Origin of the sequence: Halomonas sp. KO116 (assembly GCF_000734975.2) — a bacterium.
GTDB lineage: Bacteria > Pseudomonadota > Gammaproteobacteria > Pseudomonadales > Halomonadaceae > Vreelandella > Vreelandella glaciei.
Window position 1 is genome coordinate 3294218 of sequence record NZ_CP011052.1, and the last position, 16587, is coordinate 3310804.

At 50.0% G+C, this 16587-nt stretch carries 16 protein-coding genes and 1 tRNA gene; 2 read left to right on the top strand and 15 right to left on the bottom strand.

The genetic code is table 11. The annotated features are described in order from the left end of the window. Positions 1-7: 7 nt before the first annotated feature. Complete coding sequence (locus KO116_RS15150; RefSeq protein WP_144408602.1) at positions 8-313, bottom strand: hypothetical protein; 306 nt, start codon at positions 311-313, stop codon at positions 8-10. A gap of 801 nt (positions 314-1114) precedes the next feature. Here KO116_RS15150 and KO116_RS15155 point away from each other — a divergent pair. Together KO116_RS15155 and radC are read left to right on the top strand one after the other, a co-directional pair. Then, positions 1115-1726 carry a lambda exonuclease family protein gene (locus KO116_RS15155; RefSeq protein ID WP_035562916.1) on the top strand — a complete coding sequence of 204 codons (612 nt, stop codon included), beginning with the start codon at positions 1115-1117 and terminating at the stop codon, positions 1724-1726. Positions 1727-1900: 174 nt separating this feature from the next. Then, positions 1901-2320: a RadC family protein gene (gene radC, locus KO116_RS15160; protein ID WP_442905825.1), complete on the top strand. Its 420-nt coding sequence runs from the start codon at positions 1901-1903 to the stop codon at positions 2318-2320. A gap of 72 nt (positions 2321-2392) precedes the next feature. On the opposite strand, the gene KO116_RS15165 is transcribed toward radC, so the two are convergent. The 14 genes from KO116_RS15165 to queF form a co-directional block, all read right to left on the bottom strand. Further along, the gene (locus tag KO116_RS15165) at positions 2393-2824 is read right to left on the bottom strand and encodes a hypothetical protein (RefSeq protein WP_052703780.1); all 432 of its coding nucleotides are present in this window, start codon (positions 2822-2824) and stop codon (positions 2393-2395) included. 334 nt (positions 2825-3158) lie between these two features. Beyond that, positions 3159-3356, bottom strand: a complete 198-nt coding sequence (locus tag KO116_RS15170) for a hypothetical protein (protein WP_035555829.1) — start codon at positions 3354-3356, stop codon at positions 3159-3161. A gap of 96 nt (positions 3357-3452) precedes the next feature. After that, on the bottom strand, positions 3453-4154 hold the full coding sequence (locus tag KO116_RS15175; protein WP_035555831.1) for a macro domain-containing protein: 702 nt from the start codon (positions 4152-4154) through the stop codon (positions 3453-3455). Between the two features lie 9 nt (positions 4155-4163). Then, positions 4164-5378, bottom strand: coding sequence for a DUF4433 domain-containing protein (locus KO116_RS24165; protein WP_052703781.1), 1215 nt, complete (start codon positions 5376-5378; stop codon positions 4164-4166). 185 nt (positions 5379-5563) lie between these two features. Beyond that, complete coding sequence (locus tag KO116_RS15185) at positions 5564-6283, bottom strand: M48 family metallopeptidase (protein WP_235272402.1); 720 nt, start codon at positions 6281-6283, stop codon at positions 5564-5566. After that, positions 6280-9432, bottom strand: a complete 3153-nt coding sequence (locus tag KO116_RS15190; protein WP_035555833.1) for a type I restriction endonuclease subunit R — start codon at positions 9430-9432, stop codon at positions 6280-6282. The genes KO116_RS15185 and KO116_RS15190 overlap by 4 nt, the downstream gene beginning before the upstream one ends. 41 nt (positions 9433-9473) lie before the next feature. Further along, positions 9474-9962 carry a DUF3368 domain-containing protein gene (locus KO116_RS15195; protein ID WP_035555835.1) on the bottom strand — a complete coding sequence of 163 codons (489 nt, stop codon included), beginning with the start codon at positions 9960-9962 and terminating at the stop codon, positions 9474-9476. Beyond that, positions 9937-11028: a helix-turn-helix domain-containing protein gene (locus tag KO116_RS15200; RefSeq protein ID WP_045812150.1), complete on the bottom strand. Its 1092-nt coding sequence runs from the start codon at positions 11026-11028 to the stop codon at positions 9937-9939. The genes KO116_RS15195 and KO116_RS15200 overlap by 26 nt, the downstream gene beginning before the upstream one ends. A gap of 94 nt (positions 11029-11122) precedes the next feature. Further along, a complete protein-coding gene (locus KO116_RS24170) occupies positions 11123-12373 on the bottom strand; it encodes a restriction endonuclease subunit S (protein ID WP_052703782.1) in 1251 nt (416 codons plus the stop codon). Continuing rightward, on the bottom strand, positions 12366-14108 hold the full coding sequence (locus tag KO116_RS15215) for a type I restriction-modification system subunit M (protein ID WP_035555836.1): 1743 nt from the start codon (positions 14106-14108) through the stop codon (positions 12366-12368). Before KO116_RS15215 ends, KO116_RS24170 begins: the two co-directional genes overlap by 8 nt. Before the next feature lie 281 nt (positions 14109-14389). After that, positions 14390-14477: transfer RNA gene (locus KO116_RS15220), tRNA-Ser, on the bottom strand. A gap of 106 nt (positions 14478-14583) precedes the next feature. Then, on the bottom strand, positions 14584-15093 hold the full coding sequence (locus KO116_RS15225) for a YiiD C-terminal domain-containing protein (protein ID WP_035555838.1): 510 nt from the start codon (positions 15091-15093) through the stop codon (positions 14584-14586). Positions 15094-15095: 2 nt separating this feature from the next. Beyond that, positions 15096-15656, bottom strand: coding sequence for a nitroreductase family protein (locus tag KO116_RS15230; RefSeq protein ID WP_035555840.1), 561 nt, complete (start codon positions 15654-15656; stop codon positions 15096-15098). 73 nt (positions 15657-15729) lie between these two features. Continuing rightward, the gene (queF, locus tag KO116_RS15235; RefSeq protein WP_035555842.1) at positions 15730-16563 is read right to left on the bottom strand and encodes an NADPH-dependent 7-cyano-7-deazaguanine reductase QueF; all 834 of its coding nucleotides are present in this window, start codon (positions 16561-16563) and stop codon (positions 15730-15732) included. Positions 16564-16587: the final 24 nt, after the last annotated feature.

Genomic DNA, 16587 nt, shown 5'->3' on the forward strand with positions numbered 1-16587 from the left:
GCGGTATCTATAGAAACCCATAAAGAGTCCGTATTACTCCAAATAGTATCCATACACCAAACACATAAAAAATATACCGACTAAGTTTATCACCAAAACTTTCACCGTTATCTTCGTAGAAGTTTTGGGTGGTGAAAGAATCCTCGCAGTCCTCGCTTTCATAATCTCGAAGCGCTTTCTGCTCTAATTCAATATAAACATTCTCATAACCGTCGTCGCTGTAACTATGTGGACCGTCAGAGGATTTGCCCTCAAATTCTTCGTCTCTTGGATGGTACAAGTAACGGTCAGCTTCTCTCTCGTACTCATCCATAGTGCCTGCCTCGCCTATCAACGTTGCTCAATGATCACATCGCTTGCGCGTCGACCATCTGCCCTATCAAACGCAGGATGATCTTCATTTAAAGACCGAAACTCTAACACCGTCTCGACAGCCTCGTTAAACCAATGATCGTTGGTCATATCTTGACGCAAAACGCGCTTGTTTTGAGACGCGCAAATTCACTGGCCTGCTGCAAAACCATCGTCATTGATTTAGTTGTACCGCCACAGGCAGGGCAGGCAACCGCACTCGTCATATAAGTTAAGTGTCTGGGCCAGTAGGCACAATATCACCCGACATTGTACAGCCTCCTAATAGTGCAAATGTAAAAATCAAAATGGGATTGCGCATAGGCAACCCTATAGTCTTTGGTAGCGGACAACCAAAATAATATTAGGAGAACAGTATAGAAGGCATATTAAGAGAAATAAACAAACGAGTACCGAGACTTTTGTCGAGAGTCGCGTGTTGGGGTGTGGAGTTCCTGGCGAGCGGAGGCACCCAACTGGATTCGGGGTTCGGTTCCGCCCGTTTCTGGCTTCAGACCCTTGGAACCTTAGTTCGCCCCCTCCCCAGGGGGGTATCGAGATAGTCACTAAACGGCTGCAACCAGTCAGCTGCCCGCACGACCCACACTAGCTAAGCGAGAATGATCATGCCTGCAAAACTATAAAACCATTTAAAACAGTCGATCAGTTGTGCAGGAGTTTTTGTGGGTGGCCGTCTGATGTGCCACGTACAGGATAAATTATCCCACTCAACTTTTTTAGAAGCTATAAACAGGAAGCTACCATGAAGATATTAACGATACCACAAGGCTCCCCTGAATGGCTGGCGGCGCGCTTAGGGCGCGTCACTATGTCGGAGCTAAAAACGCTGCTGGTCAACGGCAAAGGCCCTGGTGGGTTTGGCACTGGGGCCTTTTCGTATATGCACCAACTAATCGGCGAACGGATTACCGGTGAACTGGCTGAACCGTTTCAAGGCAACGTGCATACCCGCCGTGGTCATGAGCTAGAAGGCATAGCCCGAGAGCTATACCGCGATGCCACTGGCGAACCAGAACCGAAGGAAGTAGGCATTATTCTCAATCATGATGTGGGCTACTCGCCCGACAGCCTAGTAGGCGATAACGGCTTGCTGGAAATTAAAACCAAGCTCCCCAAGTTCCAAATCGAGGTGCTGCTGAGCGGTGAGATTCCCGCCGAACACGTAACTCAGTGCCAAGGTGGGCTCTGGGTCAGTGAGCGGGAGTGGATCGACTTTGTGAGCTACTGGCCCGGTATGCCGCTGTTTATAAAACGGGCTTACCGTGACGACATCATGATTCGCACCATCGCTGAGCGGGTCGACGCTTTTCATGAAGAGATGGAGCGGCGAATGAGCCAAGTGATGGCCGCGTGATTCTTCACTCTCACAGATATTCCAATCAACCATTAACGATATATATGCCGGGGCCACCACCCCGGCATTTTTTATTTTTTGGAGGTCATCATGTTCCATAGCAAACTCAAAGCCGGTGAAGTGGTAGGCACCTATCACGTCACATCACCAGTCACAGAAACCGAGATCATCTCCATGGCCAAGCGCTTCGCACGCCGCAAGCTCGCCAAAGGCCGCAAGATCACCCAGCCCTCGCAGGCATTCGAGCACCTGCAGTTACTGCTTCAAGACTACGAACATGAAGTATTCAGCGTGCTGTTTCTCGACAGCCAGCATCGCGTGATCCGCTTTGAAGAGCTGTTTCGGGGAACCATCGATGCCGCCAGCGTCTATCCACGGGAAGTGCTGAAAGCCGCTCTGGCTTACAACGCCGCCGCTGTGATCCTCGTTCACAACCACCCTAGTGGTGATCCTGAGCCTAGCGATGCGGATCGGCGTATTACCGAGCGACTGAAAGAAGCACTGGGACTGATGGATATCCGAGTGATTGATCATGTGGTGGTGGGGAGTGAGGGCTGTGCATCGTTTGCAGAGCAAGGGCTGCTATCTATGTGATTGAGCACGAAGCACAATAGGGCCGCCCGGTGGGGGCGGCTTTGCGTTAAAGGATTTTTTTTGGTTTTATAGCTAATATGGAAGAAGGTCTTCAGGAGCATTTATGGACGGATAGCTATACCTCATTGCCTCTGGTATTTTGCAGGGTTGTTCAAGTATTATTTCAGATCCGTTGTAGAGTCTTAATCCGTCAAAGCTCCATCCACGACCTATACCAGAATAAGCAACATAAGTGTAGTTTCCGTTGGTAAATGCTATATAGCTAGCACCTCCACCTGAAAAACTTTCTTCGCCCTTATATACAGTTCCCTCAGCTGAGCCTTGTGGCAATACCATTTCAAAGTTGCCAGCAGTGCCATAGCTATAAACTGGAGCGGTGCTCAAATTGCTCAAAGTTAATACTTTTTCATTTTCCAGCACACAGCTCACACTTTCAGCATGAGCCGATGACGCCGCCAAGCCCATTCCCAATACGGATGCGGTCATCAGCATTTTTTTCAACATGAAAAGCACCTCACTTAGAAAGGAAAACTTTAAATTATAGATTATTTTACCTTAGATAATTTTATTGGCGCAATAAAAATGTGAGCAAAATATTAAATATTTGTAATAAACATCTTACAATAAAGCCCACCTTATTGATTAGAGTAATGCTCTAGTTTTCTAGGCAGGAGGCAGGAGGCAGGAGGCAGGAGGCAGGAGGCAGGAGGCAGGAGGCAGGAGGCAGGAGGCAGCAAATACTGGCTATAGGCCGCAAGATTACCTAGCCCTCATAGGCGTTTTGAATATCTACTACTTCAAGAGTAAGAGAATGCAGTGTACTGTTCCTGAATAGCCATCATCGAGTGATTCGTTTTAAGGGCTCTTTAGAGGAACTGATCTTGCCCAGTAACAGTGGACACCTCAAGACCAGCGCAATGACAAAGAAGCCCGCGATCAGGCTAAAAAATATGCTAGTCACAGTACCGGCGTCGGCAGCACGCAGATAAAATTCCAGTACGCTGGGGCCACTCAGTAGAGCCGTGAATAATTCCATGTTTCAGTTTCCTCTTAATCCCCCTGAGCTATAAAACGCCGCCTATAATCAAAATATAACCTTTATTTAATTCCAGGATTTAATTATTATCCAATTTCATAACAATTTTTTCTGACTAACCACGCTTTGCCTATCGTTTATTGAATTTTGTGCAAAGCTGAAAATCTTCTCTAAGGTCTTAATACCAACACCTTGAACTCTTCCAATTTGATTTAACTGATAAATATCACTTGACTGCATTGCATCTAACACCTTAACAACATAATCTTTTCTTAGCCCGGTTGACTTTGATATATAATCAACTTCCTGTGATAGCAGCCAGCTTTTTGTTTTTTTATATAAATCATCTTCAGCACCTGGCAAGTACTTATATATTTCAACAACTATATCTAAATTTTCTAAATAACCTTTCATTACTGAAAGACTTATATCTTGCGATATTCCGCCTTTATCAGCACCAAGTAAAGGGAATGCTACTGAGGTAATGCCTCTAGCTTTATATGTTGCTACAAATTTTTCAAGCCCAGCGTGTAAATACGATATTTTTGAAGGGTATTTCCAATGTGTTTTAGTTGGGAAGTTTAAAATCCAACGATCATGCGATTTATATATCCATAGCTTACCGACTTCCATTTTTTTTTCATTGCATAGATTGATATACTTTAGATGCATTTCTGGATAACGCAAACGAAATTCTAAAGCGATGCCTGCCCCCATAACACCAACACAGTTAACTGTGTTTACTATAGTCTGACAGGTGCTTGTAAATATATTTCCTTCGATTATATTAAAACTCATAGCTTTAGCCTAAAAAGGGATTTCATCATCATTAAAGCTCCCGCAGGTTTGATTAGTTTTATTCTGATTAAAAAAAAACTCAGGTGATATTCTTGCAGAGCAACCAAACTTCGTAACATAATTCAATGTTTCAGTTGAGTTGCAATGTATTTCCACTATGCACTCTGGTTGAATTAGTGGATAAATTAGTAATTCAGAACACTTTTTTCTTTTTCCATCAGCAAATCCACTCCAATAAGGTGCTTTTATTACTTCCCATGGTAATAGTTTTAAATCATTTGCACTATTGAAGAAAGATGTATTGCGCGAAGCTGCATTACCATCAGTAAAGACAAAATCACTATGCAATAAAGAAGTCAGTGATATTTCAACTAAACAAAGGTCATCTTGAATGTTCTGTCTGACAAACAACATCGGGTTCCTAACATTAAAATATGTAGGCGCATATTCGTGTACTCTGCGTTTATAGATAGGCTCTTTTGCTTCTCGCCATCTTTGAGCACCATGATCAGAAATGTCTACTGGTAGATTTTCTGTTTCATACGCAAGATAGTTGCTAAGAATTCCTTTATTAAGAATTCCTTGAAGATTTTCTCTATGAGTAATATGCCAAACTGAAGATACACCGTAAAACTTCAGCTTTTCAATAAATAAATTTTTCTCATCAATCCAAAGAGCCTCGTGGTTAGACATATCATCTAGCCATGGAGGCATCTCATCTATCCAAGGTGGTATTTCACTTACCCAAGGTGTTGTTATGTCTATCTTAGATGCCGTATCTTTAGAGCTTGGTAAGCTCTTTTTATTAAAGCTATCTAGAGTTACAAGATTATTACATTTTTTCTCTGAGAAACTGTTTTCAATAAGCTTTGGCTGAATAAATGTTGATTTTGTTTTTTTTTGCTCTGATTCTGATTTTTTTGCGCTTTCATCTCCTAGCTCTTTTAGTACTCTATTTACTTCAGAAACTGTCGAAGAAGCTGTCTTAGCAGTTTTTTTAACAGCTTTACTGGCTACTTGCTCTTTACCCCAGCCATTTTTTTTATTTAACCACGTACCTATGATGACAGTGATAAATAAAACGTGTGGCATAGCCGCAATTAAGCAAATAGGATTTAGACAAAAGCCAAAAAAGAGCAGCTGATTCAAAATCATTACAACTACAAAAGTGCCTGTATACATCGTGGCAACTTCTTTCGTTCTTACCCAGAGCTTATTGAACATTATATTTTTTGCCTGCATATGGATGGCAAACGACGCAGCCGATTGTATGGAAATTTTGCTTTTTGATTTATTGATGAATTTTTATTATCTTTCTATCCTTGCTAATATAAATTTTCTTTAGGTAATTAAATATTAAAAAGTGATGCCTTGTAAATGCCCTATATTAAATATTTTTTGGAAACACTTCAAAACCTCACCCTCTCCGCATTTTCCCTCAACCACTCACGACACTGCGGATAATCCGGCATCACCCGCCCCAGCTCATTCCAAAACTCAGGGGAGTGGTCGTGGCGGATGAGGTGGCAAAGCTCGTGCATCACGACATAATCCACCATGCGGTTGGGGGCCATCATGATCTGCCAGTTGAACTCCAGCTGGCCCTTGGTGGTGCAGCTGCCCCAGCGTGATTTAAACGTGCGAATGCCGACGCCCATGGGCGATACCCCAACAACGGGGGCAAAGCGCGTCACTTTCTCTTTTATTTTTTGTTCGGCTTGGCGTTTGTACCAGCGCACCAGAGCGTTACGCACCATGGATTGGCGCTGGGTACTTCGGGGTAGCGTGACCAGCAGCCTGCCGTGTACCAGCTTTACGGGAGTAAAGGCACCGGTTTCTATCTTGAGGCGATAGTTACGCCCCAGGTAAGGGAACGCTTCGCCGGAGACAAATTCTCGACTGCTGGCAGGTGCGGCCAGCTGGTGTAGCGCCATTTTTTCTTTGATCCAGCGCCGCTTGCTGGCCAACAGCTGGTCGATCTTTTCTAGCGTGGTGTCACTGGGTACGACGATAGAGACTGCCCCTTCTTCCACGCGGATATCCGCCGATTTACGGCGGTTGGTGCGGATGATTTCAGCAATAAAACCCGAGGCCTCTCGGTATTCGGTTGGATGTGCCATAGCGGTCATGGGGTTGCTTTGCCGAAACGGTGCTTGGCCAGCTCCATAAAGCGGTCTTGCACGACGGTGACCAGTGCTTTATCCGCAAAGGAGCCATCCAGCACGGCGCGCTTGATCTCTTTTTTCATGCGTTTGACCTGATCCTGCTTATCGAAGAAGTCGACGATCTGGGTGGCTTCATCAAACATATCGACAAGGTGCTGGCTAATGGCCTTGATCTCATCATGCACCGCTTCGCTAATAGCATCTTCCCCGGCATGCTGGGTCACTTCCGCCATTAGGATGTTGTAGAACGCGAACTCGGTTTCACTCAGCCCCAGGGCATCGGCTTCCTGTTTACGCTCGGTATTAATGGTGCTGACCATCTTTGAAAGCAGCTCCAGCTGCTGATCCCATTTGCCCGCCGTTTTCTCGATGATATCTCGCAGGCGCAGGCTGAGCGATTTGTAATACTCGGGGTCTTCTTCCAGGTTGACGGTAATGTGATGCTTGATGGCACTCTCAATCTCGGACGCCTTAGATTCCGGGGATTTTATCTGCTCCACGGTTTGCTTGAAGTTGGCATCCATTAAATCCACTGGCGGGATCTTGGGGTCTACCCCCGTGCTGATAATGTGGTCTTCCACCAGCCTGCGAACTTTCTCACCTACATCAGCCAGATTAAGGCCGGGATCGCGGTAGCGGTTTCTCGCGGCGTTTTGCACCTTGCCCCAGAATTTCAGGTCAGGCACAAACGGTTTGGCCGCCGTGTCTGGCAGGATGATATCCATCTGCTTGGCAAAGGCTTTATAGGCCAGCTCAAACTGTTGGCGTTTGTCTTCGTCTTTGAGAAACAGGACGTAGGTATCAATATCCTTCTCTTTCACCCCTGCAAATAGCTTAGCCACCCGCGTATGGGCGGCCTTCAGCTTGGGTATCTCGTCTTTCAGGCTGTGGTAGGTGCCTTCGGCGTCGTCGTTACTGAACATCTCCAGCGCTTCGGTCAGCTGATCAGATAGCCCGTAGTAATCGACAATAAAGCCTGCCTGCTTTGCCCCCTGGCCGTTAGGTGACGCGCAGGTGCGGTTAACCCGCGCAATTGCCTGCATCAACGTGTGGTCTTTCAGGTTACGGTCGATATACATGGCTTGAGCAATAGGCGCATCAAAGCCCGTCAACAGCATATCTTTCACGATCAAAAAAGCCGTCGGGTCTTCACTTAACGGCTTGGTGAAGTTGCTGATGACCTGTTTCTGGTGGGCTTTATCGGTGTACTGCGCCAAATAAGCGGGGTCGTTGTGGCTACCGGAAACAATCACTTCAGACGGTGGTGCATCTAGCTCATCCAGGGTTTTCTTGAACAGCGTGGCGGCATAGCGGCTACCGACCACAATCATCGCTTTAAAGCCGTTGGGCTGAATATGTTCGCGGTAGTGTTTCAGCAGGTCGATGCATACCCAGCGGATGCGTGCCGGTGCCTCGCGTATCGCACGTTCGACCCCGTACTTTTTTCGAATCTCTTTTTTTTCATCATCGCTGTAATCGCGAAAGTACTCCTCAAACAGCGCATCCAGCGAATCGCCCACCACATCGGTGAGCACCTGACGGCCTTCGTAGAGAATACGCACCGTGGCTCCATCGGCCACGGCTTCGTTGATTTTGTATTGATCAATGTACCCGCCAAACGCCTGGCTCATTTTCTGCGTTTTCAGCAACGGTGTGCCGGTAAAGCCAATCTTGGGGGCATTAGGTAGCGCCGCGTTAATGGTGGCGGCGAGGTTACCGAACTGGGTGCGGTGGGCCTCATCGGCTAGCACGATCACTTTATCGCTGGGGTTCAGGTCGCTGAAATCGCCTTCGGCTTCGGCATCCTGAAATTTCTGCACCATGGCAGTGACGATATCGGATGAGTCGCGCTGCAACAGCGTTTTTAGCTGAGCAACGGAACCCGCATTGTGGATGGTTTCATTTTGAGCATCGCGGAACGTCGCGGAGAGTTGGCTATCTAGCTGCGTGCGGTCGGTCACAAACACCAGCTTGTACTGCTGTAGTTCTGGGTCGCGACGCATCTTCACCGCCAGCATGACCATGGTGAGCGACTTACCCGAGCCTTGGGTATGCCACACCACGCCAGATTTTTCCTTACGATCCCGCCCCGTTTTTAGCCGTTCAATGACTTTATTAACCGCCCGGTACTGCTGATAGCGAGCGATCTTTTTGATCAGCCGCCCATCCACGGCTTCAAACAGCGTGAAGTTCTGCAGTACATCGAGAAAGTTGGCCGGTGCGAAAAGTCCGGCGAGTAGCCGCTCTTGGGCGGTAATAGCGCTGTGAAGCGGATTGCCCGCTGCGATACGTTGCGCCTCTAGCAGGTAAGCGGGTGAAGGCACCTCGTTAACGTCATACGAGTTGGAGGAAGGCTTAGGCGTGTTGGCCACCTGGGTGGAACTGAGTAACTGATGAATATCCGCATCGCTAAACGGGTAGGCATCTTTCCAATCGCCGTAATGCTGAGCGCTGGAGCTAATCGTGCCGACCCTGGCATGGTCTCGGCAGGTAGACACCATCAGTTGGTTGTACCAGAACAGCTTTTGCGCACCTTCGTCATCTTCGGGATAACGCAGGTTGGCGTAGCGCCGTAACTGGTCAATACCTTGCGCCAGAGCATCGGCAATATAAGGCGACTTACACTCAATCACCGCCAGCGGCAGCCCGTTCACGAAGCAAACGATATCCGGGATGATGTTCTGATTGAGGCCTTCAATCTTGAATTGGTTGGTGCAGAGAAAGTCGTTATTGTCAGGCTGGTCGAAGTCGATGATTTTGACCGTCTGCCCTTTTCGCCCCTTGCCTACGTCCTGCTCTACCGAGAGGTAGTTGACCAGATGCTGGTAAATCGCGTGGTTGTACTCCATCAGGCCTGCGTGATGGGGATGAGTCATTTCCCGCAGTACCTTGCGCAGGTTCTCTTCACTGATCCAAGGGTTCAAGCGCCGCAGGGCGGCTTCTAACTGTTTGACGAGTACTACGTCACGATAGTAGCCGCGCTCACCAGTAGAAGGGGCACCGTCAATAGGCAACACAGGGGATAAACTTGCCCCAGGAACATAACGCCACCCCAGTTGCTGGAGTTGGGCAATGGCAGGTAGCTCGACCTTTTCGACTTCATCCTGAAACAAGGTAAGTATCCTTTGTCATGCTTTTTGCTCAGCCTACCATGCTACCGCCATCGGTTCAGCCGTTTACGGCATTCAGTCTCCGGTAATCGGGCACCTGCCTTCAGCATGCGGTCTAACGCATCGGCGAGCTGTTGCGTCGATAGCAAGGCGTGGCGTTCCAGCTCGTCCAAAATCCAAAGCACACCCCGCACCTCAAGCTGGCCTTGTTGGCCAGATTTGCGCAGCGCACCGTCACCAGTTAATAGCGGCCAGCGTCGCTCTCTGGCCAGAAAATAGCAGGACACATCGGCCAGAGAAGAGTTGCCCAGAGTCTGGCGAAGTTCAAAAAGCGACACCACCTCATCGCCACTTAAGCCTTCTATCGTCAGCCCCAGATCGGTCAACTGCTGGCCAGGGGGCTGCCTTAGCTCACGCCATACAAAATCCGTGGTGACGAAGTGATGGGGCAGTGCAAAGACGGTTGAGAGTAGGCCACTACGATGAAGATCAATCCAAATATTGGTATCAGAGACCAGTATTTTCGCTGACATGCGCGCCGCCACCTGTCTGTCCGTTGGCCATGACCTCCTGGATATCCTCCAGGCCGGTATTGAGTAATTCCGCTGCCCGTGAGGGGGTCACTAACCCTTCCGCAAGCGCCCGATAAACCAGCTGCCGTAGGCGGTAAGAAGTCTCTGAGGGCAAGGGGTTAGGCTCACTGGTGCGGTAGCCCTGCATTGACCAGTATTTGGCAGTGCTTTGGTAGAGGTTCGGGTTGATGATACCCAGGTCATGCAGCCGCCGTAGAATCGCCTGAATGGAAATGCCCCACTCTTGTTTTGCCAGCAGGAACTCATCAAACAGCACACGCTTGCGGTGCTCGCCGAAAATGGCGCGCACTTGGCTGGCAGGAAACAGAAAGGCACCGGCAAAGCGGTGGCAGTGGTTCTCTTCTTCCCGAGTACCGTGAATAGCGTCAGGCATGGCCATGACGAGGTGGCCCAGCTCATGGGCGAGGTTAAAGCGTTGGCGTTCACCGGGGCGGTCAGTGTTGCTCACAATCACCGCATCCGCGCCATCGTTGACCAGCGCACACAGGCCATCAAACTTTTGGTGGGCGTGCAGGCCCACGACCTTGATGTCGTTTTCTTCCAGGGTTTCGGTCAGGTTAGCAATCGGGTTTAGCCCCAGGTTCCAGGCGTGGCGTAACGCTTCCGCCGCCTGTTCGATCTCTTCAGCGTTAGCGACCGCAAAACGGCGATGCCATTGGGTAAAACCACGGCGGCGTGGTTCAGTTTCAAACACGCTTTCCGCCGCCAAATAGCGCTCAAGATGTTCGCGCACCTGCTCTTTCACGGCTTCTTGCTGGCGTTTGCCAAAGGCGGAGTGCTTGCGAAAGTCGACTGCGCCTAACGCCACGGAATCCGGGCGGAAAAAATACTCAGGGCTTACCCCCAGCACATCGGCGAGCTGGATTAAGCGAGTGGAGTTGGGCGCGTCCTTGCCCTGCTCATATTTGGAGAGAGCCTGCTTGGTAATGTCCCCCAGCTGGTCGGCCACCTGCTGCAGGGTCATGTTCTTGAGGACACGCGCACGATGCAAACGATCATGCAGCATGAGGGAGCACCTTAATGACGAGGAAGTGAGTTGACAAGTATGAGTTAAAATACAGGCCTGTCAACTCAGGGAGAGAGCAGTTGAGGGTGAAAGATCAGGTGTCGGCTAGCTCGCGGGCATCGACATTAACGCGGACTTTGCCGGTGAGTAGGTCTTGCATCAGGGCTTTTTTCATCCTTTCAGCTTGGTGGAGCTTTAAAAACGTTGAGTCAATTCTTCTTACAATGGAATCCAGTGGCTTAGTTATGGATTGTTGTTCTTGTACTGGAGGAAGAGGTATAAGTATTTTTCTAAAGGTGGACTGCTTGATACCTGCTACTGTTGAACCAGTCGATTGAAGTTCCAACTGGTCTTGGAAGTATCTGCTTTGCATCAAGTACAGCAGGTAGTCGGAGCTAATGCACGGCGCAGGGTTCAATGCCAAAACCCTTTGGCCAATTGCGAACTTGAATCCAGGTACCTTTGCCACATTTCCTAAAGGGGCTTCGGTAGTGATAAAAATATCCCCTGTTGTGGGAATGCCACGAACCATCCAGGACTCATACTGGTCTGCAAAAATATATTCCTTAGGATTCTCATCTATGTAGCCCTGACGAATGTTCTTAGCAGTTATCAGTGGGATTCCACAATCACTTTTCGGTGGGCTTTTCCCACGGTAATCAATAACTTTATTTAATACACTCTCCATTGTTATAACGTTCCACCCTGCCGGTATACGCCCCACAGGTGAGTCCTTGAACTCAGTGTGACCAATCCCCTTGGTCAGCAGCTCCTGCATCATGCCGGCTTTCAGGTCTTTCAGCTTGTCGATCTGGGCGCGTGTTTTCTCAATCACCTCATCGACGGATGATAGAATGGCGGCGATTTTTTTCTGTTCGGGGAGTGGAGGGGCCGGTACATTCCAAGTGAGAGTTTCACTTGGTGTAACACGAACATGACTGTTAGTTGAGCCTGTGGCAACTAGCTGTAACTTATTCGAAAACTTTTCTGAGAGCAGGTAATACTTGTAAAAATTCAGATCTAAGTCTTTATTTTTTGGTGCATATGCCATGAACTCAGTCGAGGCACACTGCCTAAGGCCACTTTTTTTTGCCACCACCTGAACTCTAGGCTTACGTGGGTTCAGCTTAGAAACAAGGATTGCTGGCTCAGAAATTAAAGTCTTGTTGCTTTCAATTTCAAAACCCATGACTACCGAGAAAGAGCCGCATTGGTCGAAGACTGGAATGCTGTAATACTCAAGCTTTTCAGTTGGATTATCTTGAGGAACAATCGAGCCTCTTAACAGCTTGAAAACCTGTCCTAACTTCGGAGCTTCCCAACCTTCAGGAATCGTATTACTCATACCCCAGCTCCTTCAAATAGCCCTTCATCACGCTTTCCGCCTCGGTTACTTCAGCATCCAGTTCATGCAGCGATACCTTGTACTTATCCCACCAGCGTTCTAGCTGGCTGATAATAGCGGCGCTGTTTTCAGCATCGGGGGCTTCTTGCTGAACGATGTTACGTAGCTGCTCTTTGCTTTCGATGATGGGCTTGAAGTCGTAGTAGGCCTCATCACGGCGATCAAATACGCAGCTAACGTCAAACGCCATCAGGATCTCTTCGCGGATATACTCGCTTTCCACTTCCCGCACGGGGATGCCGCCGTGGAGGATGGCTCGCACATCGAAGATTTCTGGCGGTGGGCTGGTGTCAGCATAGCGGCGGATGTTCAGGTTGTAGTCGTTCTCGGCTATTTCAGCCAAGCTGACGACTTTGGAGTAGCGCTTGATTTCAGCGTAGTTATCGAACGTGCTGACGATCTTCTCGATATCCTGCGTGCGCAGCTTGTTCTGGTTTTTGCCTTCTTCAAACTCCAGCTCGCTGTTGATAAACAGCACCTTGCCTTTGCGTTCGGTTGGTTTTTGCTTATTGATAATCAACAGGCTGGCGGGAATGCCGGTGCCGTAGAACAGCGCCGGTGGCAGGCCAATCACCGCTTCCAGCAGGTCGTCGTTCAAAATGCCCTGGCGGATAGCTTTTTCGCTGGCACCCCGAAACAGCACGCCATGGGGCATCACCACGCCCATCATGCCTTCGGCATTTAGACTGGCGATCATGTGCTGCACAAAGGCTAGGTCGCCGGAATCTTTCGGCGGCGTGCCGTAGGGGTAACGGCCATAGGGGTCGTTATCGGCTTCTTCCTTGCCCCACTTCTTCAAGCTGAACGGTGGATTGGCCAGTACCCGGTCGAAGGTCATCAGCTCACCGCCTTGGGTGTGCTGCGGGTCGCCCAAGGTATCGCCCTTGCGAATATCGGCACTGTAAACACCGTGCAAGAACATGTTCATCTTGCAGATGGCCCAGGTGTTCAGGTTCATCTCTTGGCCAAACAGCGATAAGTTAGCCGGATTCTCGCCATTGACGGCTAGATGATTGCGGGTTTGTACCAGCATACCGCCCGACCCCGCCGTTGGGTCGTAAATGCGCATGCCCGCATGGGGCTTGAGCAGCGATACCAGTAGCTGCACCACTTCAGACGGCGTGTAAAACTCGCCGCCTTTTTTACCGGCGCTGTCGGCGAACATCTTGATCAGGTATTCGTAGGCCGTACCCAGCAGGTCAGGCCGCTCGAAATCCTGGTTGCGTAACCGGTAGCGGCTGAAATGGCTGAGCAGATCCCGCAGCTTTTTATCAGAGAGCTTGTTCTTGATGTTGAAGTCGATCGACACCAGCACGCCTTCCAGCGTGGCGTTGTGCTCTTCAATGGCTTCGGTGGCCTTGTTCAGCTCCGCGCCAATATCGTGTTTCAGGTCTTTAATGGCACCCCAGCGAGCAACGGGCGGGATGTAGAAGGTTTTGTCGTACTCGTCTTCGTCATCGGCCAGCTCACGGGCCTGGGCTTCGCTTTTGCCTTTGCTGAGGTAATACGCAACCACTGACTCTTGGGCTTCCTCGAAGGCATCCGACAGGCGCTTCAAGAACATCATGCCAAAGATGTAATCTTTGTACTCGGACGCATCCATATTGCCGCGCAGAATATCGGCGGCTTCCCATAAGAAGGATTCCAGCTGTTGCAGCGTAACGGTGTGGCTCATTGATGATTCCATGTATGGCAGTAACCGTGGGTATGGCGGATACCTAGCCCCCACAAAATAGTGAGCTGAGTTTAGCGGTGTGGGGGCATGGGGGCAAAGCGATACTCAGTTAGCTGTGAACATTACCTGTAGGGTAAACAACAAGAAGCCTGGGAGAGAAGCGTCCAAAAAACACCAGATCCGCTCAATGAGAGCCAAACCACAAGTATGGGCTGAGGTATGGGCTGACTAAACAGCAGACACGAAAAAGCCGCTGAAATCAGCGGCTTAATATATGTTCTTGGCGGAGGGGGAGGGATTCGAACCCTCGAAGCCTTGCGGCTTACACACTTTCCAGGCGTGCTCCTTCGACCACTCGGACACCCCTCCGCGTTTTAGCTCTGTTGAGAGGCTAAACCTTTCGCAACAGAACGGCGCATATACTATTGGCTAAGCCTCGAAATAGCAAGCCTTTTCAGGCCGATTACCCCTTCGGTTAGCGTGACGGCAACACCGCGTAATTGCCACTGGCTTCCAGGCAGAGGGTCTCGCCGCAATAGAGCTGGTGGGTTAACGCAATGCGCCCTTTACCGCGGTCAGCGAGCTTGTTGGCAAGTTGCTCAGGCCCATTTAGCTCTGTTGGCTTACACACTAGACGGTAATCGTTGGTTACTGGCGCAAGAAAGCGCTGACTGGCTTCTGCAACCACCACATCCCTTGCCAGACCTCTTTCACGTAACCATAGCGTTACCCAGCACCAGCCTTGCAGCGTGGTTTGCGCCGAGAGAGCGCCGCCAAAGCCTGTGCCTTTATCGTTTAGGTTGGGTTCAAGTGCCAACTGCCACGTGAGTGAATCGTCGTGACGCGTCATCTCGCTAATGCCTAACGCACTTACCATGGGAATAGCGTCACTCAGCCACTGCTGGAAAGCGGCCAAGTCGTCTGGCTGGCCTTCTGGCAACGGCAAACGTGGGTGAGGGGAACCTGGTTGACGGGATACGCTCATGGTTAGTCCCAACGCTCCACAAAGTCAGCAACGTTATGCTGCGCCACCGGTTTATGACGACCACCCAGGGTACCCAGATAGATAAAGGCAACGACTTCATCATCTTCATCCAGGCTTAGCCCTTTGCGTACCACCGGGTCAAACGCGTACTTTCCACTGCGCCACATAGCCCCCAGGCCGAGTGCGTGAGCGGCCAGTAGAATGCCGTGGGCGGCACAGCCAGCAGAAATCACTTGCTCCATTTTAGGCACTTTAGCGAGCTCAGGCGTGACCTTGGCAATCACCGCGATAATCATCGGTGCACGAAGCGGCTTTTTGCGCGCGGAATTGAGCGTATCGTCGTCGGCGCTAGGATTTTCCTGGAACTCCGCCTCGGCAAATAGTTCGCCCAGACGCTCACGCCCTTCCCCGCTGAACTCTATAAAGCGCCAGGGGCGCAGCTCTTTATGGTCAGGCGCCCGCAACGCAGCTTGATATATGTCGCTTAGCTGTTCGCTGCTAGGCGCTGGCTCAATCAGCTTGCCCATCGAGCTGCGTTCGTGAAGTAGCGTGAGTGCATCCATTAATAACTCCAAATTCAATCGGTGGGCTACTTAGTACCGCCATTGATAGCATCGCCATTTATAACACTGCCTCTTACTGCCTTGCTAGGCGCAGCGGTGTGGGCGGCGTTAGACCCGGCGTTGCGCGCCAGGGGCTAATGTCTAATCCACCGCGACGCACGTAACGCGCCAGCACCAGCAGTTGCGTTGGTTTTGCATGGGTCATTAGGTCGGTGAAAATGTGTTCAACGCAGTGTTCGTGAAAATCCTGATGCTGACGAAACCCAATCAGGTAACGCAGCAACCCTTCGCGATCGATTTTGGGCCCTTGGTAGCGAATTAACACGCTTCCCCAATCCGGCTGGCCGGTAACGGGGCAGTTAGATTTCAATAGATGGGAGTAAAGCGTCTCTTCTACGACCTCTTCCCCCACCGTGAGATGTGCGCTGCTAGGTGTGTAATCGCTTACTGCGATATCCAAATCGTCCAAGCATTCGCCCGGCAAATGCTGTGCTGAAAGCTCGGGGGCATCCACATCAAACAACTCAACGCTCACCTCAGCCCCTGCCGCTACCGCGAGGTCATTGGCAAGCGTTTCCATCACTTCCTGACGACTATAAAAGCGGGTTTGATTGAAGCTATTGAGATAGAGCTTCCATGATTTGGACTCAATCAGGTTGGGCGAATGCGCGGGCAGCCGAAAGCGCGCCACGGCGACAATGGGCTTGCCGCGGCTATTCAGCCAGGAGACTTCAAAGGCGTGCCACTCGTCCTCGCCTTCAAACGGCAAAGCGCCCTCTTCAATACCCAGTGGCACCCGGTTGGCTGCGCGGGGAATCGGATATAACAACCCCGCATCGTACTGCTCAGGGTAGGCAGAATCGCGCCCTAACGGCGCGTGCTCTAACGTGTCTGGGCGATGTACCATGTGATAAAAGCTCTCTTTTCAAGC